The organism is Bradyrhizobium sp. B117, from assembly GCF_038969555.1.
Classification (GTDB): domain Bacteria; phylum Pseudomonadota; class Alphaproteobacteria; order Rhizobiales; family Xanthobacteraceae; genus Bradyrhizobium.
This window is the reverse complement of the sequence record NZ_CP152414.1, coordinates 9,287,224-9,311,184: the sequence shown is the minus strand read 5'-3', so window position 1 is coordinate 9,311,184 and position 23,961 is coordinate 9,287,224. Positions and strand designations below refer to the sequence as shown.

The 23,961-nt window shown below is 63.3% G+C and carries 20 protein-coding genes and 1 pseudogene; 11 read left to right on the top strand and 10 right to left on the bottom strand.

The window, feature by feature from the left end:
• The first annotated feature begins 54 nt into the window (after positions 1-54).
• Positions 55-1,311, top strand: coding sequence for an aminopeptidase (locus AAFG16_RS44220; RefSeq protein WP_342735376.1), 1,257 nt, complete (start codon positions 55-57; stop codon positions 1,309-1,311).
• Between the two features lie 227 nt (positions 1,312-1,538).
• Here the strand turns inward: AAFG16_RS44220 and AAFG16_RS44215 are convergent, their stop codons facing one another.
• Positions 1,539-2,093: a hypothetical protein gene (locus AAFG16_RS44215; RefSeq protein WP_342735374.1), complete on the bottom strand. Its 555-nt coding sequence runs from the start codon at positions 2,091-2,093 to the stop codon at positions 1,539-1,541.
• A gap of 234 nt (positions 2,094-2,327) precedes the next feature.
• Here AAFG16_RS44215 and AAFG16_RS44210 point away from each other — a divergent pair, with 234 nt between their 5' ends.
• Positions 2,328-2,783, top strand: a complete 456-nt coding sequence (locus AAFG16_RS44210; RefSeq protein WP_342735372.1) for a cupin domain-containing protein — start codon at positions 2,328-2,330, stop codon at positions 2,781-2,783.
• Positions 2,784-2,865: 82 nt separating this feature from the next.
• On the opposite strand, the gene AAFG16_RS44205 is transcribed toward AAFG16_RS44210, so the two are convergent.
• The 4 genes from AAFG16_RS44205 to AAFG16_RS44190 form a co-directional block, all read right to left on the bottom strand.
• Positions 2,866-3,918, bottom strand: coding sequence for an amidohydrolase family protein (locus AAFG16_RS44205; RefSeq protein WP_342735370.1), 1,053 nt, complete (start codon positions 3,916-3,918; stop codon positions 2,866-2,868).
• A 218-nt stretch (positions 3,919-4,136) separates the two neighbouring features.
• Positions 4,137-4,667, bottom strand: coding sequence for a hypothetical protein (locus AAFG16_RS44200; protein ID WP_342735368.1), 531 nt, complete (start codon positions 4,665-4,667; stop codon positions 4,137-4,139).
• Between the two features lie 74 nt (positions 4,668-4,741).
• Entirely contained in the window at positions 4,742-5,686 is a 945-nt protein-coding gene (locus AAFG16_RS44195) for an EamA family transporter (RefSeq protein ID WP_342735366.1), read from the bottom strand.
• 65 nt (positions 5,687-5,751) lie between these two features.
• Positions 5,752-6,564: an MBL fold metallo-hydrolase gene (locus tag AAFG16_RS44190; RefSeq protein WP_342741081.1), complete on the bottom strand. Its 813-nt coding sequence runs from the start codon at positions 6,562-6,564 to the stop codon at positions 5,752-5,754.
• A 363-nt stretch (positions 6,565-6,927) separates the two neighbouring features.
• Here AAFG16_RS44190 and AAFG16_RS44185 point away from each other — a divergent pair, with 363 nt between their 5' ends.
• Positions 6,928-8,094, top strand: a complete 1,167-nt coding sequence (locus AAFG16_RS44185; RefSeq protein WP_342735364.1) for an acyltransferase — start codon at positions 6,928-6,930, stop codon at positions 8,092-8,094.
• 33 nt (positions 8,095-8,127) lie between these two features.
• Here the strand turns inward: AAFG16_RS44185 and AAFG16_RS44180 are convergent, their stop codons facing one another.
• Entirely contained in the window at positions 8,128-9,654 is a 1,527-nt protein-coding gene (locus AAFG16_RS44180; protein WP_342735362.1) for a permease, read from the bottom strand.
• On the bottom strand, positions 9,651-10,400 hold the full coding sequence (locus tag AAFG16_RS44175; RefSeq protein WP_283087105.1) for an ABC transporter ATP-binding protein: 750 nt from the start codon (positions 10,398-10,400) through the stop codon (positions 9,651-9,653). Before AAFG16_RS44175 ends, AAFG16_RS44180 begins: the two co-directional genes overlap by 4 nt.
• Before the next feature lie 262 nt (positions 10,401-10,662).
• Here AAFG16_RS44175 and AAFG16_RS44170 point away from each other — a divergent pair, with 262 nt between their 5' ends.
• The 6 genes from AAFG16_RS44170 (at position 10,663) to AAFG16_RS44145 (ending at position 17,537) form a co-directional block, all read left to right on the top strand.
• The gene (locus tag AAFG16_RS44170) at positions 10,663-11,538 is read left to right on the top strand and encodes a branched-chain amino acid ABC transporter permease (protein ID WP_283082429.1); all 876 of its coding nucleotides are present in this window, start codon (positions 10,663-10,665) and stop codon (positions 11,536-11,538) included.
• 6 nt (positions 11,539-11,544) lie between these two features.
• On the top strand, positions 11,545-12,696 hold the full coding sequence (locus AAFG16_RS44165; RefSeq protein ID WP_283082428.1) for a branched-chain amino acid ABC transporter permease: 1,152 nt from the start codon (positions 11,545-11,547) through the stop codon (positions 12,694-12,696).
• Complete coding sequence (locus AAFG16_RS44160; protein ID WP_027562020.1) at positions 12,693-13,451, top strand: ABC transporter ATP-binding protein; 759 nt, start codon at positions 12,693-12,695, stop codon at positions 13,449-13,451. The genes AAFG16_RS44165 and AAFG16_RS44160 overlap by 4 nt, the downstream gene beginning before the upstream one ends.
• A 3-nt stretch (positions 13,452-13,454) precedes the next feature.
• Positions 13,455-14,243: an ABC transporter ATP-binding protein gene (locus tag AAFG16_RS44155; RefSeq protein ID WP_342735358.1), complete on the top strand. Its 789-nt coding sequence runs from the start codon at positions 13,455-13,457 to the stop codon at positions 14,241-14,243.
• 149 nt (positions 14,244-14,392) lie between these two features.
• The gene (locus tag AAFG16_RS44150; RefSeq protein WP_342735356.1) at positions 14,393-16,231 is read left to right on the top strand and encodes an AMP-dependent synthetase/ligase; all 1,839 of its coding nucleotides are present in this window, start codon (positions 14,393-14,395) and stop codon (positions 16,229-16,231) included.
• A 106-nt stretch (positions 16,232-16,337) separates the two neighbouring features.
• Positions 16,338-17,537, top strand: coding sequence for an ABC transporter substrate-binding protein (locus AAFG16_RS44145; protein WP_342735354.1), 1,200 nt, complete (start codon positions 16,338-16,340; stop codon positions 17,535-17,537).
• A gap of 280 nt (positions 17,538-17,817) precedes the next feature.
• On the opposite strand, the gene AAFG16_RS44140 is transcribed toward AAFG16_RS44145, so the two are convergent.
• Positions 17,818-18,942, bottom strand: a complete 1,125-nt coding sequence (locus AAFG16_RS44140; protein WP_342735352.1) for a hypothetical protein — start codon at positions 18,940-18,942, stop codon at positions 17,818-17,820.
• A gap of 263 nt (positions 18,943-19,205) precedes the next feature.
• Here AAFG16_RS44140 and AAFG16_RS44135 point away from each other — a divergent pair, with 263 nt between their 5' ends.
• On the top strand, positions 19,206-20,576 hold the full coding sequence (locus tag AAFG16_RS44135) for an IS1182 family transposase (protein WP_342735350.1): 1,371 nt from the start codon (positions 19,206-19,208) through the stop codon (positions 20,574-20,576).
• A 143-nt stretch (positions 20,577-20,719) separates the two neighbouring features.
• On the opposite strand, the gene AAFG16_RS44130 is transcribed toward AAFG16_RS44135, so the two are convergent.
• Both AAFG16_RS44130 and AAFG16_RS44125 read right to left on the bottom strand, forming a co-directional pair.
• A complete protein-coding gene (locus AAFG16_RS44130; RefSeq protein ID WP_283082422.1) occupies positions 20,720-20,983 on the bottom strand; it encodes a hypothetical protein in 264 nt (87 codons plus the stop codon).
• Between the two features lie 246 nt (positions 20,984-21,229).
• A pseudogene (locus AAFG16_RS44125) lies at positions 21,230-22,582 on the bottom strand (IS1182 family transposase); the annotation flags it as partial.
• Between the two features lie 153 nt (positions 22,583-22,735).
• On the opposite strand from AAFG16_RS44125, the gene AAFG16_RS44120 reads away from it, so the two are divergent.
• Positions 22,736-23,869, top strand: coding sequence for a murein L,D-transpeptidase family protein (locus AAFG16_RS44120; RefSeq protein ID WP_342735348.1), 1,134 nt, complete (start codon positions 22,736-22,738; stop codon positions 23,867-23,869).
• Positions 23,870-23,961 lie beyond the last annotated feature (92 nt).

Below are 23,961 nucleotides of genomic sequence, written 5' to 3'. Positions count from 1 at the left end.
GTCTCGCGATGCTAGGCTTAGATTGAACGTCAGACTTTCGGCAGAGGACTCCGCATGACTGATCACCGCAATTCCGCCGCTCCCATCGATCCCGCGAAACTCGACCGGCTGGCCGAGGTGGCGGTGAAGGTGGGCCTGGGCTTGCGGCCGGGACAGGATCTGCTCTTGACGGCGCCCGCGATCGCGCTGCCGCTGGTGCGGCGGATCGCCGTGCATGCCTACAAGGCCGGCGCCGGCATCGTGACGCCGATCCTGTCGGACGAGGAGATGACGCTGGCGCGCTACCGCCACGGTCACGACGACAGTTTCGACCGCGCCGCCGGCTGGCTCTATGAGGGCATGGCCAAGGCGTTCTCAGAAAACACCGCGCGGCTCGCCATCGTCGGCGACAATCCGATGCTGCTGTCGGGCGAGGATCCCTCCAAGGTCGCGCGCGCCAGCAAGGCCAATTCGATGGCCTATCAGCCGGCGCTGGAAAAGATCGTCAATTTCGACACCAACTGGAATATCATCGCCTATCCGAGCCCGTCCTGGGCCAAGCAGGTGTTTCCGAACGATCCGGAAGACGTCGCGATCGGCAAGCTCGCGGATGCGATCTTCGCGGCGTCGCGCGTCGACCGTGAGGACGCGATCGGCAATTGGGCGAGCCACAATGCGGTGCTGCGCGAGCGCACCAACTGGCTCAACGGCCAGCGCTTTCGCGCGTTGCAATACTCGGGACCCGGCACCGACCTCACCATCGGGCTCGCCGACGGTCATGAATGGGAAGGCGGCGCCTCGCTCTCCAAGAACGGCATCAGCTGCAACGCCAACATCCCGACCGAGGAGGTCTTCACCACGCCGCATTGCCGGCGCGTCTACGGCCATGTCGTGAGCTCGAAGCCGCTGTCCTATCAGGGCACGCTGATCGACAACATCGCGGTGCGCTTCGAGGACGGCAAGATAGTCGACGCAAAAGCTTCGCGCGGCGCGGAGGTGCTGAACAAGGTGCTCGACACCGACGAGGGTGCGCGACGCCTCGGCGAGGTGGCGCTGGTGCCGCATTCCTCACCGATCTCGGAAAGCGGACTGTTGTTCTACAACACGCTGTTTGACGAGAACGCGGCCTCGCACATCGCGCTCGGCCAGTGCTATTCGAAGTGCTTCGTCAACGGCGCGCAGCTGACGCCGCAGCAGATCGCCGCCCAAGGCGGCAACCAGAGCCTGATCCACATCGACTGGATGATCGGCACCGCCGAAACCGACATCGACGGCATCCTGGCTGACGGCAGCAAGGTGCCGGTGTTCCGCAAGGGCGAGTGGGCGAAGTAGGGCACGCTCGAGCCCCGGGAGCTCTTCACCTCTCCCGTAGGGAGAGGTCGGGTCGCATCGCAAGATGCGATGCGGGTGAGGGGTTCTGGTCTCGCTGGGTGCCGCGGCCCCTCACCCGGATTGCTCAGGCGCGCAATTGCGCGCCTGAGCAATCCGACCTCTCCCCGCTGGGGAGAGGTGAAGGTCCAGGCGACAATCCCTCCTGAACTCTCACTCTATGATTCGTTTCAGGCCGCCGCGTCGCGCAGCATCGGGTTGTTGTCGATGCTGAAGCGGTTGAACAGCGTCGTGAACGGGCTGGCGTCGGTCGCCCGCACGACGACGTCGGAAGCAGCGACCGCGTCGTAGAGCGCGCTGACCGGATCATTCGCGTCCGGCAGGTCAAGCGCAGCACGGAGTTGCTCGCGGGCCTCGTTGATGTCGTCCTCGTCGTCGAGTGTCGCCTCCAGCGCATCGGCCGCGCGCCGCATCTCGGCGAGGTCGCCGCCGGCGGAAAATTTCAGGATGTCGAGCCAGTAGGGGCGGGCGATCACGAGCTGGATGAACGCCTCGAAATTCTCCGCGATGATCCCGGCGCGGCCCTCCGATGAGACGTAGAGCACATTCTGCGATGGCAGCAGGACAAAGGCGCCGCCGGCGCTGTCACTGCCGATCTGCCGGGGGCTTTCGATGCCGTCGATGGTGAACCAGGTCTCTTCGTCCGGCGCGAAGGAGACATCGAGGCTGCCGAGCCAGGCGACGACCTCATCGTTGGTTGTGAGGACCTCGGGCGTCAGGGGCATCGGCATGGGCTCCTTTGGCTGCTTCGCGCATTTTGTCGCACCCTGGAAAAGATGGGTTCATGTGCGCGGATTTGCAGGGAAATCGTCGCGTTTGCTGCTTCGCACATGCAACTTGCGGCTGATTTGCGGGGCCTGCGTAAGAAAGAATTAAAAACCGGCTACTAGCGTTCCAACATCTTTGGAAACAATCCGGGCCGAGTCCCGGCAGCCATATTATATTCCTTGGGGAAGCAGATGTCGCGCGCATTGATTGAAGTCGGTAGTTGCAATGTGGACCTCGAGCTGCGGCCGATCGAGCCGTCCTGGATCATCGAGGGCAACCCGGTATCGCGCTCGCATATCCTGTCGACCAGCGCCGACGGCACCGCCTCGACCATCATCTGGCACTGCACCGAAGGCCGCTTCAACTGGTACTACGACATCGACGAGACGATCATGATCATGGAAGGATCGATCGTGCTCGAAAGCGACGGCATGCCGCCGAAGCGCTACGGCCCCGGCGACGTCATCTTCTTCCGCGACGGCGCCCATGCCAAATGGCACGTCGAGGGCTACGTCAAGAAGATCGCGTTCTGCCGCAAGACCAATCCGGTGATGATCGGTTTCCTGATCCGCGTCGTCAACAAGCTCAAGAAGATGTTCGTCGCGACCGGCGAACGCCGTCCGGCCTCGCTGATGGGCGCCGGCTAGAGCAAACAATAAAGTTTCGAGCACGCTTCCCAGCGGCCACGACGAAGAGGGGTCGGGATCAATATCCCGGCCCCTCTTCTCGTCATGACGGCAGATCGAGCCGATAGAATTCGGTCGCGGTCTGCGAGAACAGCGCCGTCTTCTCGGCCTCGCTCAAGGGCGCTGCGATGCGCTTGAAGGCGTTGAAGATCACCTGGTAGCTGCACTGGCCCTTGTCCGGCGGAAAGTTGCTCTCGAACATCGCGCGTCTCACGCCGAACGCCTCGATGCAGGTCTCGACATAGGGCCGCCAGGCCGCGGCAAGCTCCTCGGATGACGGCGGCTTCGCGCGCAGATGGAAGTCATAGCCGAGCAGGCACATCGCGAGCCCGCCGAGCTTCACCACCACGTTCTCGCACTTGGCGATCTCCTGGATCGAGGCGCGCCACTGCGGAAACACCTCTTCGCGCCGTCCGGCAAAGCGACCGATTCCGGCCGGACCGCCGCAATGGTCGAGCACGATTCTGGTGTCGGGAAAGGCGCGCGCGAGCTCGGTCAGCTCGCCGATCTGCGGATGGAACAGCCAGGCATCGAAGCTGAGGCCCAGCGGCGCGAGGCAGGCAAAGCCCTTGCGGAAGGTCGGGTCCCGCAACAACTCCTTCGGCCGGTTCGCGTACATGCCGGCGACCGCGGGGTCCTGGTCCCAGGCCGAGGAATGCCGGATGCCGCGGAAGCGGCCATTGCCGGCGGCGATCTCCGCTTCCAGCACCGGCTTTGCGGCATCGCCCAGCAGCAGATTGGCGTGGCTGACGATGCCGGCGCAGATCGCCGCCTTGCCGTAGCCACCGCTCGCGCTCATGGCGGCGACGCCGCTCGCGAACTCGACCTCGCCGACGGGTCGGAACGCCTCGGGTCCATGTGCGCGATACATCGAGCGGCAATCGACATAGACGGTGGCGATGATGTTGTGGCCGGAGGCGATGTCGTCAGCCATCTCCTCGATCAGATAGCGGTGTCCGCGATTCCAGAGATGGTGATGGGGATCGACGATCGGCAGGGCCGGATCGATGATCTCCTCCTGATGTTGCGCGAGCCAGTCCTCGCGCGGCTCGAGGAACAGCCCGCTCGTGTTGGCGGGCAAGCCAGTTGCGGCCATAGGCGTTCGCTCCCTCTATATTCTTTGTGGGGGGAGCCTAGCACCTCATCGCCTCACGCAGCAGCGCGCGCTGCGCAACCGCACCCGTCATCGCAAGCACAGCGCTCAGCCCTAGAGCATGATCCGGACCCGAAGGGCCGCGTTAGCGCAAAGTGCGTAGCGGTTTTCCGAAAAGATCATGCTCATACAATGACCAAAAGCGCGATGGTGATGCATCTTCATGCCATCGCGCTTTTGCACCGTGTCGCCCTCACATCGACCACCAGCCGCCACGCGGCTGCCGTGGCAGGCTTGACCTCGCCGAGCCAATGGAACGAACCCCCGGTGATCTCGGTAAAGCTCCAGCGTGTCAGCTCGCCCGCGTCGGTCGTGCCTTCCTGCACGATGTCGGCGCCGCGCGCGCGGCCGATCTGTTGCCGGAAGACGCAGCGTGCGGGATCGAACCAGGAAATCCGCCACGCGGAAATGGAGGGATCATAGACCCGCAGCGTCGTGCCGTACCAATTGCCCGCGACTGGAAAGGCCGGGCTGCCGGCGGGCCGCGGAATGATCCAGACGTCCTGCACGGCGCGGCCCTCCAGCACCCAACCGAAATGGATCTCGCCCGGCGCGGTGTGTTTCGTTCCATCGGCGCCACGAGCGGTGATCTCGGCGCGCCAATCGCCGACGAAGCGGCCATAGAGCTGGAGCGCCGATGCGTGCTCCGGATTTGGTCCATCGGCGTGCAACAATCTCGCAAAGTCGGTCATGTCGATCTCCCGTTGTCCGGAGATCAGCACGAGCGGACCGCGGATGACTTGGAGAAAATTGCCGTCCGCGATCGTCAGGTCTTGTGCAGGGTCATATTCTTGATGCCCCGATCGGCCTCATCTTTCGTCCGTCCGCTCTCTGTGCGCTCCGCGCGCCAAATCACGATGACAGAGACGATGACGAGCCCCGCGCCGAGCAGCATCATGGGCGAGAACGGTTCGCCCAGCACGACGGTGCCGAGCAGCACCGCGATCACCGGGTTGACGAAAGTGTAGGTCGACACCAGCGAGGTCGAGACGTTCTCCAGCAGCCAGTTGTAGGCGACGAATCCGATCACGCTGCCGGCGATGATCAGCCAAAGCGCCGCTGCGAGCGACATCGGCAAGACGTCGCCCGGCCTGAAGCTTTCGATCTCGCCCGTCAGCCAGCTGATCGCGAACAGGACGGCACCGCCGATCGACAACTGCATGCCTGACAGCAGGATGGCGGACGTCTGGTTCGACATGCGCCGGGACAGCACGGTCCCGGCCGACCACGACAAGGCCGCAGCGAGCAGGAGGACGACGGGAAGAATGCTGATGCCGGCCTGCTCGACGTTCTGCCATGCCACGAGTCCAACGCCCAGGAAGCCCGGCACGAGCGCCAGCAGGGCAACGGGCCGCGGCCGCTGATCCCCAGGGAACACGAGATCGATCAGCAGGATCCAGAACGGGATCGTGGCGAGCACGATGGCTGCCACGCCCGAAGGAACCGATTGCTGGGCGAAGGCGAGCACTCCGTGACACCCGACGAAGAACAGCAGTCCGCACAGGCTCGCCATGGCCCATGCTTGCAACGAAACGCTCGCGATCTGTCCACCGCTCATCGCCAATAACACAATGCCGCCGCAGAGCGAGCGAAGCGCCATCAGCAGAAATGGCGGGATCGACTTCAGGCCCAGCGTGATGGCGAAGTAGGTGGAACCCCATAGCAGATAGATGGCGGCGAACGCGCCGATGATGAGGAACCTTCTGCTCATGATTGCTCCGATCGAAGACGATCTCGAAGCAACCAAGTCGGAGGCGGTTCATGCGTTCCCGCGGGTCAGACGCCGTCGAGGATGATCACCGTCGGCTTCGACGGCAGTGCATCGCGCGACATCCGGAACGAGCGCGCGCTGCGCCGGTCGATCTCGAACTGCTGGCCGATCCGGTCCATGAACTCGTCGAGCGGGGTGGCGAAGCGATGCATCGGCAGCACCACGGACGCGCGCAGGCGCTTGGTGATCTCGGAGACGCCGCCCAGCGACATGGTGTAGGTGCCGTCGATCGGCACCATCACGATATCCAGCCGCCCGATCTGGGCAAAATGGCTGTCGTCGAGCTTGTGGTGGAGGTGGCCGAGATGGCCGATGCAGAGGCCGGCGACCTCGAAGATGAAGATCGAATTGCCGTCGCGGATCATGTCGACGCCGGCATCGTCGCCGAAATAGCGGCGGATGTCGGTGGTGACGTTGCGGATGAAGGTGTCGCCGATGCGTTCCGAGATGATCGCCGGCTTGCCGTCGTCGCCCCAACCATGCAGCACATGGGGAATGCGCTGGTCGGGAAACAGACTGTAGTGGGTGCTGTGGGCCCGGTTCATGGTGACGACGTCGGGCAGCCGGCCCACCTGATAGGCGCCGCTATAGTCGGTGGCGATGCGCAAGCCGCCGGGCGTGTCGATGAAATAGGTGGAGTGGCCGGCATAGGTGATCTCGACCTCCGCGGCGGCCGCCGCCTGCCTGAAGGCGACCGACAAGACCCTCGGCGCGGCATTGGCCATCGCCAGGCACTCGCTGCGCTGTGGCTGCTGGGCAAGGGCAGGCGCCAGCAGCCAGCCGAAGAACGCCAAAGCCGTCAGCAAGAGTCGATACATCATCAGTCCGCCCGCCATTCAATCGACGATCCGGTCAGTGTAGCTTCGAATCGTTCGGGCGTCATGCCGTCGAGGCATGATCCGGAAAAGTGACGCAGCTCGGGAGAGCTGGGCGGTGACATAGTGGATCGCACCGTTGGTGTTCTGGACGCTGAGCGCATAGGTCGAGACATCGGCGGCGATGCCGGTCCAGCCGAGTTGCAGCGTAGCGGACCCGAAGCCGATATAGCCGCTTGTGCCGCTCTCACGCGCCCAGACCGCCGTCGAGTCGTTGCCGCTGCGTCATGCCGCGACTGCCTGATACATTAAGTATAGATTCAACCGTTGCTTGTGACAGTGGCGTTTTCTGCCTACCCGTTTTCGATGGCCTCGGCTGAAAACATCACCCGATATCATGCGCTCGACAGCTGGCGTGGCATTTGCGCCTGCATGGTCGCGCTGTTTCACTTCGACGTGATCAGCCATCTGTCCTTCCTGCCGCTCACCAGACATGCCTATTTGTTCGTCGATTTCTTCTTCGTGCTGAGCGGCTTCGTCATTGCGTCGAATTATCGTTCGCGCCTCGCCGCGGGCTTCGGCACGGGCCGCTTTCTCATGCTGCGGCTGGGGCGGATCTACCCGCTGCACCTCGTGACGCTGCTGCTGTTCATTCCCATCGATGCTGCGAAGGACGGCGTCGGGGCGAACCTGCTCCAGGCCGTCGTCACCAACATCCTTCTCGTGCAGGGCCTCGGCGTCAATCCGCAGAACTGGCTGAACTTCGCGAGCTGGAGCATCAGCACCGAGTTCGCCGCCTACGTGATCTTCGCCGCCGTCGTGAGCAGGATCGGGCCCGCGATCTGGCCCTGGCTGCTCCCGATCGTTGTCGGGCCGGTGGTGCTCGCCACCATCAGCCCCGATGGGATGAACGCGACCTACGACTACGGCCTCGTGCGTTGCCTTTATGGCTTTGCACTCGGCGTCGTCTGCTTCGACTTGCGCGAGCGCTTCCCGCTCTTGCGAGCGCGCCTGGCGCCATCAGGCGAGACATGGCTGGAGGCGGCGAGCCTGATGCTCGTCGTTGGGTATGTTTCGGTCGCGGGAAGCAGCGTCATCCTGCAGGTGGCCTCGCCACTGGTGTTCACGCTCGTCGTTCTCGTGTTCGCGCGTGAGGCCGGCGGGGTCAGCCATCGGCTGACGGCGCCATTCATGCTCATGATCGGGACCCTGACCTACTCGATCTACATGCTGCATCCGCTCGTCAGGGCGGTTGTGCGGGCGATCCTCATGGTCGTCGAGCGTCTTGGGCATATGGATCTGTTTGTCTCCTATGCGCTCAGCTCGGACCATGAACCAACGAAGGTGGTCTCCTTGAATGGATCGCTCTGGCTTGGCGATCTCCTCCAAATCGCCATGCTGGTGCTGACCGTGCTGCTGTCGGTCGCAACATATCGCTTCGTGGAAGAGCCCGGGCGCAACTGGGTCAGGCGCCTGATGGATCGGCGCAAGGCCGCCGCTCTACGCAGCACACAACCGGCCTTCGACACCTGAAGCGGCGGTGGCCTCGCAGGCAACCGATGCCCGTCACTCCCGCCGCGGGCTGAACTTCCAGGTGATGGCGACGAGGCCGGCGGTGATCAAGCCGCTGATGAGGCCCGCGATCGGCAAGGCAAGCAGCAGCGCGGCGCTGGCGGCCCAGCCGATCGAGGAGAACGCCTCGGCGAAGGTCGCAAGCCGCGACGACGTCTGGCGGCGGCGGAATTGGCTGCGCCTTGCCTGCACCCGGAACCAGAGCTGGATCGCGGTCGCCGAGGCCGAGCTGATGATGATCGCTCCGGCGCTGACCGCAGCCTGGTACGGAGAGGCGAGGGCGAGCGCGCCGATCAGCGGGCAGAAGATGGCGGCGATCGCGATCAGCACCACCTCGATCTTGGCGCGGATGACGCTGGACGGCGTCAGCGGCGCGGTGGCGACGAGATCAGGGGCGTCCTCGCCGGAGATCGTCAGCCAGGCAAGGCCGCCCGCGAGCTGACCGGCCGCCATGACGATGACGGGCGTGATCAGCGTCACCGCCGCGGAGCTGTCGGCAAAGCTGCGCCAGAGCAAGAGCGCAGGCGGCACCAGGTAGAGCAGCTGCATCAGGGTCTGCGAGATCAGCCAGGGATCGCGCCAGAGCAGCTTGAATTCCTTGCGCCGCAGCGCCTGCTGCCGCGATCCGCTGCGGAACGGACGCTCCTTCGCGCGCCTGCGGCCGGAGCTGCCGTAAGCCGCGGCATCGATCGCGGTGTCGGCGAAGCGGCCGGAGAACATCGCCATTACGCTTCCGAGCAGCACGAGCCCGAGCGCCAGAAGCAGCAACAGCGCTTCGCTGTCGCCCATCGTCGCCCGCGCCGGCCACCACCAGATGCTGTCGACATCGGGGGCATAGGCGGCAAGGCTCCCCGAGGTCAGGATGGTGAAGCGCGACAGCGTGCCGTAGGACATGATCGCGGCGACCTGGAGCGCGATCACGAAACCGGCGCCGATGATCGCGGCCAGGATCTGGGCCGCAAAGCGCGTCCGCGCCGGGCCGATCAAGCGGAACAAGAGGATGGTGACGGCGATCGCGATCGCGGCGGCCGACAGGCCCATGGCGATGACGACGCCGAACGCCGCGAGCCAGCGCGGACCCCCGCCGATCACCAGCACGTCGACGAACGGCGTCGAGAACAAGAGCGCCATCACCGTGACGGTGAGCGCGATCGCGGCGATGCGCACCGAGAACAGATTGGCGAGCGTCGCTGGCGAGGACATGATCAGGTCGAGATCGGCGCGGGCGTAGAACACCCGCGTCACGGATTCGATCGCCTGCGAGAGCATCAAGGTCCACGCCAGGAAGATCGTCGCCGTGATTACGATCAGCGAGGATTTGTCGAGCGGCAATTGCAGATCGGCGAAGCGGCCGATCACGGCCCAGGCCGGGACGTGCAGCAGCGCTGCGAAGAAGAGAAGGCCGATGACGGCCGCGCGCGCCCGCTTGCGCCGTCCGCCCGTCATCATGGCGAACCATTCGCGCCAGGCGAGGCGGAGCTCGTGGCGGGCAAACCAGGACAGCGCGGTCGCCGAGCTCATGCGGCTTCCTGGAGCGTCACCAGCGCGATGAAGAGATCTTCCAGGCTGGTGTCGGCATGGCCGTTCTGCTGGCGCAATTCGGTGAGCGTGCCCTCCGCGACCAGGCGGCCCGAGGCGATCACGCCGATGCGGTCGGCCATGCGCTCGGCGACTTCCAGGATGTGTGTCGTCATGATGACGGTGCAGCCGGCGCGGACGCGCTCGCCCAGCAACCCCTTGACGTGGCGGGCGGAGACGGCGTCGAGCCCGGTCAGCGGCTCGTCGAGGATGATGAGGCGGGGATCGTGCACCAGCGCGCCGGCCAGCGCCACCTTCTGGCGCATGCCCTTGGAAAAGCCCTCGCAGCGTTCATGCCGGTGCGGCGCGAGGCCGAGCGAGGTGAGGAGCTCCTGCGCGACCGGTTCGGAGACCGACGGCGCGATGCCCCAGAGGCCGGCGACGAATTCGAGATATTCGAGCGGCGTCAGCTTGTCATAAATCATGGGCTCGTCGGACACCCAGGCCATCACTTGCTTGGCGGCGACGGGGTTCTGGAGCGCATCGATGCCGAAGATCGAGACCGCGCCGGCATCGGGCCTGAGCAGGCCCGCAACCATGCGCAAAGTGGTGGTCTTGCCGGCGCCGTTGGGGCCGACCAGCGCATAGAATTCGCCGGCATGGATGGTGAGATCGAGGCTGTCGACCGCCAAACGGTCAAAACGCTTCGTTAACCCTCGGACTTCGAGCGCCGACTTGTCCGGCTTCATGACGGCCACACCATCCGGTTTTGCATCGCCCGCGACCATGACCCGAAGATGTTTCGGCACCGTGAATCTACGGCCCACAAATTCCACCATCCGGTTTCGACTAAAGGCAAGTCACCGTTTGTTGACAGCGCTTGGCGGTTCGGGCTGAATTGGCGCCGGGACGAATGCGCGAACGCGGCGAAACGACTGCGTAGCGACTGGACACAAGATGCGGCGAGGCGGTCACAAAGAACCGCCGGTTGCATCGGGAGGATGCGCGGCGATGCTGGATTTCGTTCAGCAGCTGGTCAGCGGTGTTGCGCTCGGCTGCGTCTACGGCCTGATCGCGCTCGGCTTCGTGCTCGTCTATAAAGCCACCGAGGTCGTCAATTTCGCCCAGGGCGATCTGATGATGCTCGGCGGCTTCTTCGCCTTCACCTTCATCGGCATGATGGGCCTGAATTACTGGATCGGCTTTGCCGGTGCGGTCGCCGCCATGGCGCTGTTCGGCATGCTGGCCGAGCGCGTGGTGGTGCGGCCGATCCTCGGCTATCCGCAATTCTCCATCATCATGGCCACGATCGGCCTCGGCTATTTCCTGCGCTCGGTCGCCGGCATGGTCTGGGGCACCGACGATTTCAAGATTGACACCCCGTTCAGCCAGGGCGTCCTGCGCATCGGCTCGCTGGTGCTCGCCCATGATAAGCTGTCGGTGATCGCGGCGACGATCATCCTCTGCGCGCTGCTCTATTTGTTCTTCAACAAGACCACGCTCGGCACCGCGATGCGCGCCAGTTCCGAGAACATGCTGGCGGCCTATTACATGGGCATTCCGGTCAAGCGGGTGGTATCGGTGGTCTGGGCCATCAGCGCGGCGGTCGCGACCTGCGCCGGCGTGCTGCTGGCGCCGATCACCTTCATCCACTCCAATGTCGGCCTCGTGCTCGGCCTCAAGGCATTTCCGGCCGCCGTGCTCGGCGGCTTCGGCTCGATTCCCGGCGCGGTCGTCGGCGGCGTCCTGATCGGCGTGATCGAGAGCATGGCGGGATTCTATCTGGCCGAGGGCTGGAAGGACGTCGCGCCTTATATCGTGCTGCTCGCGGTGCTCTTACTCAAGCCCGAAGGCCTGTTCGGCCTTCACGTCCGCAAGAAGGTCTGAACCGCCATGCGCTTCCTGTTCAAGACCGACTATGAGGACGACATCAGGCTGTTTCCGCATTCGGGCTATGTCGTCTCCTACGGCATCCTGCTCGCGCTGCTGCTGATCGCGCCTTACGTGCTCTCCAGCTACCTGATGAGCCAGCTCGTCTTCGTCTGCATCTATGCGACGGTCGGCGTGGCGCTGATGATTTTGACCGGCTTCACCGGTCAGGCTTCGCTCGGGCATGCGGCCTTCCTCGCGATCGGCGCCTACACGGCGGCCTATTTGCAGAAATACAACGTGCCGTTCCCGGTCTATTTCCTCGCCGCGGGCGTGCTGACCGGCTGCATCGGCGCGCTGGTCGGCTTTCCCGCGCTGCGGCTCCAGGGTATCTATCTCGTCATCGCCACTATCTCCTTCGCCTTCATCGTCGAGGAGATCCTGGCGCGGTGGGAGAGCGTCACCAACGGCAATGAGGGCATGCGGGTCAAAACGCTGTCGCTGCTCGGCGTCACCGTGCCGCGCGACAGCCCGACCTTTTATTTCCTGTGCCTTGCCGTGCTGGTGCTGACTATCGTCGGCACGCTCAATCTGTTGCGCTCGCCGACGGGGCGCGCCTTCGTCGCGATCCGGGACTCCGAGACGGCCGCGCGCAGCATGGGCGTCAATGTCGCGCTCTACAAGGTCAAGTCCTTTGCGATCTCGGCGGCGATCACCGGCCTCGCCGGCGTGCTGTTCGCGCACAAGCTCTCCTTCATCTCGCCGGAGATGTTCACGCTCCAGCTCTCGATCGAGTTCATCATCGTGATCCTGATCGGCGGCAGCTTCAGCCTGCACGGCGCGGTGCTGGGGGCGATCTTCATCGTGATGATCGATCCGTTCCTGACTTACCTGAAGGACGACATGCCCGGCATCATCGCCGGCATTGCCGCAACGTTCGGCGCGGGCCCCGCGACGGCAGGCAATATCCAGTCGAAGGTCGCGGCCTTCGCCTCGCTCAACGGCCTGAAGGGCGCGATCTACGGCATCATCATCGTTCTCTTTGTGCTGTTCGAGCCGCTCGGGCTCTACGGCCGCTGGCTGAAGATCAAACTCTTCTTCCAGCTATTCCCGCTCTACAAGCGCGCGACCTTCAAGCGGCAGAAGATCTACGTGAAGTCGGAGCGGAACCGATGAGCTATTTCCGCGCCGAGAACCTGTCGCTGCATTTCGGGGGCCTCAAGGCGGTCGATGCGGTGTCGTTCGCGGTGGAGAAGGGCGAGATCCTCTCGATCATCGGCCCCAACGGCGCCGGCAAGAGCTCGATCTTCAACCTGATCTCGCGGATCTACCGGCCGACCTCGGGCCGCATCTTCTTCGAGGACCAGGACATCACCGAGCAGCCGCCCTACGACATCGCAAGGCTCGGCATCGCCCGCACCTTCCAGAACATCGAGCTGTTCGAGAATGCCACCGTCCTCTCGAACTTGCTGGTCGGACGCCACCGCCATTCCACCACGCAGCTCTGGCAGGAGCTATTGTTCCTGCCGAGCGTGCGCGCCAACGAGAAGGTGCATCGCCGCCGGGTCGAGCAGGTGATCGAATTCCTCGACCTCGAGCCGTACCGCGACAAGCTGATCTCGGGGCTGCCCTACGGCGTGCGCAAGGTGATCGAGCTCGCCCGCGCGCTGTGCTCGGAGCCGAAACTGATCCTGCTCGACGAGCCGTCCTCCGGGCTCAATGTCGAGGAGACCGACGACATGTCGTTCTGGATCCGCGACATGAAGAGCGAGCTCGGCATCACCGTGCTGATGGTCGAGCACGACATGTCGCTGGTGAACCGCGTCTCCGACCGCGTCATCGCGCTCAACTATGGCCGCGTGCTCGCGATGGGTTCGCCGGCGGAGGTGCAGCAGCACCCCGACGTCGTCGCCGCGTATCTCGGAGCCTGACGCATGGATGCGACCGTGGCGCCCGACATCATCCTGAAACTCTCCAACATCGAGAGCTATTACGGGCCGATCATGGCGATCCGCGGCATCTCGCTCGAGGTGCCGTGCGGCCGCATCGTCACGCTGCTGGGCGCCAACGGCGCCGGCAAGACCACGGTCTTGAAGACCATCTCCGGCATTCTCGATCCGCAGAAGGGCGCGATCGAGTTCATGGGCAAGCCGATCCAGCGCATGGAAGCTGACAGGATTGTGCGGCTCGGCCTCAGCCACGTGCCGGAGGGGCGCGAGGTGTTTCCGTTCCTCTCGGTACGCGAGAACCTGATGATGGGCGCCTATCCGCGCCGGGATCGCGACGGCGTCGCGGAAGATCTGGAGCGCGTGTACGGCTATTTCCCGCGGCTGAAGGAGCGCATCAGCCAGCCGGCCGGCCAGCTCTCCGGCGGCGAGCAGCAGATGCTCGCGATCGGGCGCGCGCTGATGAACCGGCCGACGCTGCTCTTGCTCGACGAGCCTTCGCTCGGCCTGTCGCCGCTGCTGGTGAAGGAGATCTTCACGATCATCCGCCGCGTCAACGAGGAGCAGGGCATGTCGATCCTCTTGGTCGAGCAGAATGCCAAGGTGGCGCTGGAGACCGCGCATTACGGCTATGTGCTTGAGATCGGCCGCATCGTGATGAACGACACCTGCGATCGCTTGATGCATTCCCAGGACATTCAGGAATTTTACCTTGGCGCCAAGGAACAGGGCGCGCGAGGCGAGCGGCGCTGGAAGAAGAAGAAGACTTGGCGCTAAGGCAAGACTTGGCGCTAAAGCAAGACTTGGCGCTAAAGCAAGATTTGGCGCTAGAGGAAGATTTGGCGTTAAAATGGAATGGCCTATCCGCCAACATGGACCGCCGGCAAGGCAGGCAGCGGAGGGGAAGGCGACAAGGAGGAGAGTGCATGGCCCGACCGGCGGTGCTGACGGTCGCTGATACGATCGCGAAGAGCTTCTTGCTCGCCGCCGAGACGCGCGGCGACAGGCCGGCGATCCGCGAGAAGAAGTTCGGCATCTGGCAGCCGACGAGCTGGCGCGAATGGCTCGCGATCTCCAGGGAGGTCGCCTACGCGCTCCGCGCGATCGGATTCCTGCCCGGCGACGTCGCCTCCGTCATCGCCAACGCGGTGCCGGAATGGGTCCATGCCGACATGGGCATATTGTGCGCCGGCGGCGTCTCGTCCGGCATCTATCCGACCGATTCGTCGTCCCAGGTCGAATATCTCGTCAACGATTCCGGCACCCGGGTGATCTTCGCCGAGGACGAGGAACAGCTCGACAAGATCCTCGTCTGCCGCGCGCGCTGCCCGAGCCTGCAGAAGATCATCGTGTTCGACATGGAGGGCCTCGGCGGCTTCGTCGACGACATGGTGATGTCGCTGGACGAGTTTCGCGCGCTCGGGCGCAACCACATGGCCGGCCGCGAGGCGCTGTGGCAGGAGATGATCGACAGCCGCAGCGCGGACGATCTCGTCATTCTCGTCTACACCTCTGGCACGACCGGTCCGCCGAAGGGCGCGATGCATTCCAACCGCAGCGTCACGCATCAGATGCGCCACGCCAACGACTTCATTCCTGCCCGACAAGATGACGACCGGCTGATCTTTCTTCCGCTCTGCCATGTCGCAGAGCGGGTCGCCGGCTATTACATCTCGGTCGCGCTCGGCTCGGTGATGAATTTCGCCGAGAGCCCGGAGACCGTGCCGGACAATCTGCGCGAGGTACAGCCGACCGTCTTCTTTGCCGTGCCCCGGATCTGGGAGAAGTTCTACTCCGCCATCACCATCGCGCTGAAGGACGCGACGCCGTTCCAGCAATGGGTCTATCGCCGTGCCATCGAGATCGGTCTGCGCATGACGGATTGCCGGCTCGAGGGAAAGACACCGCCCCTTCCGCTTCGCATCGCCAGCCACCTCGCCTATCGGCTGGTGTTCCGCAACATCCGCCGCATGATCGGGCTCGACCGCTGCCGCATCGCCTTCACTGGCGCAGCGCCGATCGCGCCGGAGCTGATCCGCTGGTATCTCGCGCTCGGCATCGACATGCACGAGGTCTACGGCCAGACCGAGAATTGCGGCGTCGCGACCATGATGCCGGCGGAGCGCATAAAACTCGGTTCGGTCGGCAAGGCGGTGTCCTGGGGCGAGGTCGCGCTGTCTCCCGAGGGCGAGATCCTGATCAAGGGCGACTTCCTGTTCATGGGCTATCTGAACCAGCCGGAGAGGACCGCGGAAACCATCGATGCGCGCGGCTGGCTGCACACCGGCGACGTCGGCACCATCGACAATGAAGGCTTCGTCCGCATCACCGACCGGATGAAGGACATCATCATCACCTCAGGCGGCAAGAACATCACCCCGTCCGAGATCGAGAACCAGCTCAAATTCTCGCCCTACATCTCGGACGCCGTGGTGATCGGCGACAAGCGGCCGTATCTGACCTGCCTCGTGATGATCGACCAGGAGAACGTCGAGAAGTTCGCCCAGGACCACGACATCCCCTTCACCAATTATGCCAGCCTGTGCCGGGCGGTGGAGATCCAGGACCTGATCTGGCGCGAGATCGAACAGGTCAATGCCAACTTCGCCCGCGTCGAGGCCATCAAGCGGTTCTATCTGATCGAGCGCCAGCTCACCCCGGAGGACGAGGAGCTGACGCCGACCATGAAGCTGAAGCGCGGCTTCGTGAACAAGCGCTATGCCGCCGAGATCGACGCGATGTATCGCGAGCGCGCGGTGGCGTGAGACACCTGTTCCGCGCCTTGAGATCGCGGACATGTGCGGACAAGAAGCGAAGGAGCGGCGGCCCCCGCCCTTCGCGTAACACGGGCCCAAAGGAGAGGAGACGTCAATGTCGAAATCGTTCTGCGCGTTCGGTCTTGCTGTGAGTGCAATGGCGCTCACCTGTCTGCCGGCCGCGGCGCAAACCAAGGTCACCAATGACGGGATCTCGGCCTCCGAGATCGTCATCGGCACCCATCAGGACCTGTCGGGTCCGATCAAGGGCTGGGGCGTGCCGGTCTCCAACGGCATGAAGATGGCGGTGGAGGAGATCAACGCGGCTGGTGGCGTCCAGGGGCGCAAGCTCCGGCTGGTGGTCGAGGACAGCGGGTACGATCCGAAGAAGGCCGTGCTGGCTTCGCAGAAGCTGATCGAGCGCGACAAGATCTTCGCGATGGTGGGAGCGATGGGGTCGCCGACCGTGCTCGCGGCGCAGGATATCCTGCTCGACGCCGGCGTGCTCCAGCTGTTCCCGCTGACGGCGGCCGAGTTCACCTTCAAGTTCGATCCGGCCAAGCCGCAGGAGCGGTTGAAGTTCAACAATCTGCTGCCCTATGTCGAGAGCACGCGGGCGGCGCTGAAATACATGATGGAATGGAAGAAATTCCAGAAGCCCTGCATCATGCATCAGGACGACGAGTACGGTAAGAACGTGCTCGACGGCTTCAACCAGCAGCTCACCGCCATGAAGGTGCAGCCGGCCTCGATCACGAGCTACAAGCGCGGCGCCTCCGATTTCAGCGCGCAGATCGCCAAGATGAAGTCCGACGGCTGCGATCTCGTGGTGCTCGGCGCGGTCCTGCGCGAGCCCATCGGCGCGATGGGTGAGGCGAAGAAGCTTGGCTGGGACGTCACCTTCCTCGGCGCCACGCCGACCAACGTGATGGAGGTGCCGGCGCTGGGCAAGGATGCGGTCGAAGGGCTCTACGCCGCGAGCCAGTTCGAGATTCCCTACGACGACAACGCCAAGGGCAAGGTGAAGGACTGGCTTGCCAACTACAAGAAGATGTTCGGCACCGACGCCAACACGCAGGCCATCATCGGCTACAACGCGGTGACGACCTTCGCCTTCTACGCCGACAAGGCGGGCAAGGACCTCACCGGGCAGAAGATGCTTGATTCACTAGAGTCGGGCGAGAAATTCCTCGACATCTTCAACTCGCCGCCGACCAGGTTCTCCAAGACCGACCACCTCGCCAACACCATCACCCAGGTGCAGCAGGTCAAGGGCGGCCGCTGGGTGCTGGTGAAGGACAATCTGATGTTTTGATCTTGCTGCCCCTCCCCTGGAGGGCCTCCAGGGGAGGGTAAGCGCATATGGATTTCACCAGGATTGTCTGCGGGCTTGCTCCGCCTCTCCCGCTTGCGGGAGAGGCCGACGCGCTCGCAGAGCGCGGCGGGTGAGGGTTCTTTCCTCTTGGGGATTATCCCGTTGCGGAGACACCCTCTCCCCAACCCTCTCCCGCAAGCGGGAGAGGGAGCCCAGTGCCGATGTCGCCGCATCGTGCAAGCCATACGCGATGGCCCTACCCTGGAGGGGAGGGTAAGAGCTACGATCCGCCGCCCGCCGTGCCCGAATTCACCGGAGCCAGCTCGTCTTCTCGGCAACGCCAGCCGTCGGCGGCTTTGACGAACGCAAAGGTCCGCTGGATCCTCAGCCGGCGCGTGACGTTGAACGCCTCGCCGGATCGCTCCTTGTTGCCGGCGCCGCGCTGCGGCTGGCCCGTCCTGGGATTCCAGCAAGTGCCGGTGCAGGTCGAGGCGACCTTGCTGCAGGTGGTGAAGGGCGCCAGCACGGCCATCTCGATCTCGCCGGTGACCTGCGCTTCCTGCTCGGTGACCTGGCTGTCGATGGTATAGACGCGGTTGATGCGAAGGAAGTTGCCGCAGGAATTGGCCGCGTGAATCCGCGCGGCGCAGAAATCGACCGCATCGGTGTCGGGCGAGCGCGCCGCGACCTGCCGGCCGAACACCTTCTTCGGATCGCCTTTCGCCGCGCGGATCTCCTCGCTCTTGTGCTCCAGAAAATTGGCGAGACAGTCTTCCGCGGATTCGAGCTCGGCCAGCGGCACGTTCTCCTTGCCGACCAGATTGCACTTGCGGTCGCGCTCGCGCGTCCAGCGGCCGTATTCGGCGTAGGCAAAGCGCGCCGCGGTCGTGTCGAGCTTGCCGATCAGGCCGAGCACCTGGCTGTTGAGCTCGGTCTCGGTGAGTGCGAGCGCCGGGTCCGCGCAGATCAGCGCGCCCGCCGCGGTGTTGGCGGCAAGGCAGTCGAAGTCCGGGTCGCGCACGATCGCGGCGCGCTCCTCGGTCACCTTGAGCAGGCACGCCTTGACCCGGTCGAACTCGTCGGAGCGGATCGCGGTCTGACCGACATTGCCGCAGCCGAGATTGCGCTGGCGGATCCAGATCGCGTTCTCCTCGATCGCGGGCAGGCGATCGGGCAGGCGAGCGAGCCGCGCCTCGATCGCAGTGCTCAGCTTCTCGGCCGCCGCGGCGAGTTCGGGATCGCCGCAGAACAATTGGTTGCCGGGATCGCGAATCGACTGGCAGTTGTTTCGGGCAAATAGCGGCAGCCGATCGGTGACGGAGCGGTCGGATGGGCCGGATTGCGCCAATCCTGGTGCCGCCGGCAACGCCAGCAGCGCAAGCACAGACAGCACGATGAACCGCATTCCACTCGCCCCCGCATAGAAGGCGCCATGCTAGCGCCCCGGAACCGCGGGCGAAACGGGTTTGTGGCGGGATGAGGTCCTGGCCACAAGGCCACAAGAGCGTGTACTCATAAATCCGCGATGTCCGCTTATTCCCCAACAGCGGCCCAGAAGCAGACATTGCACGAGGTCCGAGAAGGGCCGATTTTGTTGCAAAAGTCAGTTGAGACGAGCCGGCAAGCGTGATTCCGTTGTGTTGACGTGAATCGCGACGAGGTCGATCCATGATGGGCCGTCTGAAGAGTGACCAAGGTCAACTGTTCTACGAGTTTCATCTCGGCGACGCGGTTCCCGAAGATCATCTGGTGCGGAAGATCGACGCTGCTCTCGATCTGTCGTGGCTTCGCAGCGAAGTTGCTCCTCATTATTCGTCCATGGGTCGTCCGTCGATCGATCCGGAGCTGATGATCCGGATGCTGGTCCTGGGGTATGTCTTTGCGCTCCGCTCGGAGCGGCTGATCTGTCGTGAAGTACAGGTGAACCTCGCCTATCGTTGGTTCTGCAAACTCGGCATTGAAGATGCCATCCCAGACCATTCGGCCTTCTCGCGGGCCCGCAACGAGCGTTTCCGCGAGGGGGATGTTTTCCGTCGCGTGTTTGAACGCGTCGTCGAGGCGTGCATTTTGGCGGGTCTGGTTGGTGGCGAAGGCTTTGCCGTCGATGCGAGCCTGATTGCTGCCGACGCCAACAAGCAGCGCTCGATTGCGGGTCAGGATTGGCGCAAGGATCGCGATCCGGCGAGGTCAAGCCGCGCGGTGAAGGAGTATCTGGCAACCCTCGACGATACGGCGTGGGGCGCGGCCAGCGACGTTGTCCCGAAGTTCATCTCGCTGTCCGATCCCGCGGCCCAGTGGACCGGAGCTCACAAGGGACCAGCATTCTTCGCTTACTCCGACAATTATCTCATCGACGTGAAGTTCGGCGTCATCGTTGATGTCGAGGCGTCCCGCGCCATTCGCCAGGCCGAAGTCGGTGCAGCAAAGACCATGATCGAACGAACCGAGGAGCGCTTTGGTCTCAAGCCGGAGCGGCTTGTCGGGGATACCGCTTACGGGGCTGCTCCGATGCTGAACTGGCTAGTCGAGGAGAAGGGCATCGCGCCACATATCCCCGTGTTCGACAAGTCGAAGCGAGATGACGGCACCTTCTCACGCAGTGACTTTCGATATGATCCGACCAGCGACGTCTACCACTGTCCGGGCGGAAAGCGGCTCGGGACGAGCGGCACCGTGCACGAGGGTAAAACGTTTCTGTATCGTGCGAGCAAGCTCGACTGCGACGCATGCCCGCTTAAACCGCAGTGCTGTCCAAAAGAACCATCGCGCAAGATCCCGCGCGACATACATGAGCACGCCCGGGACGTCGCCCGGTCGTTCGCTGGCACCGAGGGCTTCGAGACGTCGCGACGTCAGCGCAAGAAGGTCGAGATGCAGTTTGCACACTTGAAGCGCATCCTGAGGCTCGGTCGACTTCGGCTTCGTGGCCCACGGGGCGCCCAGGACGAGTTTGTTCTGGCCGCCATCGCTCAAAATCTGAGGCGCCTCGCGTTGTTCGTTGCGCGACCACCACCCGCTCATGCCCTGTGCATTGCGTAGCGTAGGAGTTGCATTGAGAGCGTCAGGGACGGCGGATCAAAGCCGGTCCGCCTTACCGAATGGCCGAAAGACATCCGTCGGTTACAGCCGCCTTTTGCAACAAAATCGGCCAAAAACAGACAATCGAAACAGCCGCGACCCGATCAGCCGCAGATGCGCACGCGGCGCTCGCGCCAGCCATGCCCGTCCCAGAAGCGCTGGGTTATCCAGTGGCAAGGCGGGATCGGCTCTCCAACCGGGGCATCGACATAGCCCGACCAGTACGGATAGCCGCCGGGTCCAGGATAAGTGCGCGGATACGGATTGCCGCCGGGGCCGTAATCATAGCGCGGACCAGCATAAGTGGGCGAGGCTGCTGAAACGACCAAAGTCGCGACGGCGGCGAGGGCCAACAACGTCTTCCTCATGGTGATACCTTTCCAACGCTGCGAAGGCTGGGACAATCGCTGAGCAATGCAGCGTCAGCGTCGACAAGCTGAAATGTCAAGGAGAGTGATCTCAGCAAGGCTATTGTCTGGCGACCTCCTCGGATGTCGTCTTCGGGTCAAAAGCTGCCGTCGGGCACACTGCCTCGATTGGTCCGCTAAGGGCCTTGGCCGTGTAAAAACGATCTCAAAGGGCGTCGGTCCCGGAAGCGGGGAGCCGCGTGTGTCTCAGGCCCCGATCGCAGCGATCAGCGGCTTGATCCCGACGATGTTCATGACCCGTGTCAGATTATAGGCCAGCACCGAGAGTGCCATTTCGGCGGCTACTTTTGGAAGCGTTTTGGTGAGGAAGTGTGTCGCTCCCATGCGGGCCTTCATCGTGCCGAACGGATGCTCGACTGTCTCTCGACGCTGGCGCATGGCTTGTGGGTTTGCATCGAGACGCTGCTGCACAGCCTCGAGCAGATGCTCATGCTCCCATCGTGGAATCCGCCGCTCTGGCCCTGTCGTGCACTGCGATTTAAGCGAACAATTTTGACAGGCCGTGGTCCAGTAGCGCCGTAGCCGCTTCCCGTCTTCCTCGCTCGTGAAGCGATAAGGCAGTTGCTCTCCAGCTGGGCAGCGATAGGCGTCCTCTTCAGGCAAATAGACAAAATCCTGCTTGCCGAAGCGCCCATCTGACTTGGCACCCGACGTCTGTGGCTTGGGCAGAGTTACCGTGATGCCGGCCTCGTGGCACGCGAGGATCTCCACGCTGCTGAAGTAGCCGCGATCGGCAACGGCCTCGAGCGCATCGGTCTGGAGCACTTCTTTCGCCTGCTTTGCCATATTGGCCAGTTGAGCCCGATCTGAGCCGCTGTTCGTTACCTCATGGGTCACAATCAGATGGTGCTCGGTATCCACGGCGACCTGCACATTGTAGCCGACGACGCCGGAGCCGCGGCCGCTCGTCGCCATCGAGCGGCTATCGGGATCAGTCAAGGAGATTTGCTGGTCAGGCGATGCAAGCATCTGCTTCTCGTAAGCGGCAAGCTTGCCCATTTCCTCCTTCAGCTTCGTCAGCTTTTCGGTAAGCCTCGTCACCTTCGTGGCCAGGGCCTCCGTCGGCTCCTGCCGGTCGGCCGTGTCAAGTTGGCCTAGATACCGCGCGACGCTCTCCTCCAGCTGGGAGCGTCGCCGCTCCACCTTCGCCCGGGTGAAGTTCCTGTCCCGGTTGTTCACCGCTTTGAACTTGCTGCCGTCGATGGCAACGCTCGCCGTCGTCAGGAGACCCATCCCACGGCAGAGTTCAACGAAGCGCGCACACACCCTGCGCAGCGCCAGGCCATTGTCCTTGCGGAAGTCGGCAATCGTCTTGTGATCGGGAGTGAGCCGACCCAGCAGCCACATCAGTTCGACATTGCGTCCGGCTTCTCGTTCGAGCCGCCGACTCGACTGCACCCGGTTCAGATAGCCATAGATGTAGAGCTTCAAGAGAACCGAGGGATGGTACGATGGCCGACCGGTCGCCGCCGGCTCAACCTCGAAGCTCATCTCGGCCAAATCGAGCGCATCGACAAACGCATCGATCACACGGACAGGGCCCGAAGCGGACGACGAGACCGAGCGTCTTGGCATCCCCAAGGCCGACGACAAGCTCGAACTTCTCCGAGACTGCGCCCATCTGGGCTTGCCTTACGGACCCACTAACTACACGCTACCCAAATGAGCAGATTCCACGCCCGAGGTAAGGTCATGATCGGCGCCACGGCACTCCGTGCGCTTGTGCTGACTGCAGCTTTTTTCGCGGCGTTGTCGCCGGCCACCTGCCTTGGCGAAAACAGCAACCGCTTGCCGGCCAAGGCAACAAAGGAGCTACCACCCGAGTTGCTCTCGCTGCTCCGACAAAAGAAGATGCCAAAATACTCGCCTATCCTTGTGCGCGTCTTCAAGCAAGAGGCGGAGCTCGAAGTCTGGAAACAGGACACCACCGGCCTTTTCAAAATCCTCAAGGTGTACCCGATCTGTCGATGGTCGGGGGATCTCGGGCCGAAACTGAAGGAGGGTGACCGTCAGGCTCCAGAGGGGTTCTATACGATTACTCCCGAGCTGATGAATCCCAACTCCGATTACCATCTTGCGATCAACGTCGGCTTTCCCAACAGCTTCGACAAGGCAAACAATCGCGACGGCAGCTTACTCATGATCCATGGCGACTGCTCATCGAGCGGTTGCTATGCCATGACCGACGAACAGATAAGCGAGATCTATTCGCTAGCGCGGGACTCATTCCTCGGCGGCCGACCGTCCTTTCAGGTCCAGGCTTATCCATTCCGCCTGACGCCGGCAAACCTGGCGCAGCATCGAAATAGCCCGAACCTCTCCTTCTGGAAAATGCTCAAAGTCGGCAGCGATCACTTCGAGACGACGCATCTCGAACCTAGGGTGGACGTGTGCAATCGACGCTATGTGTTCGATGCGCAAGCTCCACCAAATTCGCCTTATCCTCTCGTGTTCAGTCCCACCGATAAATGCCCCGCGTTTGTCGTGGATTCCAAAATTGCGCGGCGGGCGCTTGAGAAGCAACGCACCGACGAACTCGAATTCGCGCGATTGCTCAATGACAACGTGCCGGCAGCCCCGATCTACAGCGGACTGGACGGCGGAATGAACGAGGCTTTTCTAGCAAAGTATCTGGTCAGAGTGACGCTTGCGAAAGTGATGCCGTATGCATCTTATCTGCCGCAACTGCCGCCAATCCCTTGGGTCACCAACGATGGTTCGTTGACGAGTAGATGGTTTGGCACCTCGTTCTCGAAACCGATTGCATGTGATCTGGCTCGTTCCAGCTTCCTGTCGACCGTCGTGGAAGGAGACGACGGGTGCTAGAGCGCCCGGTCTACTTCAGGCTTGCGGCGGGCCCATTACGCCGAAATTAGCGATCAAACGCGATCCGGCGTGAGGACCGGTTTGGGTCAAAA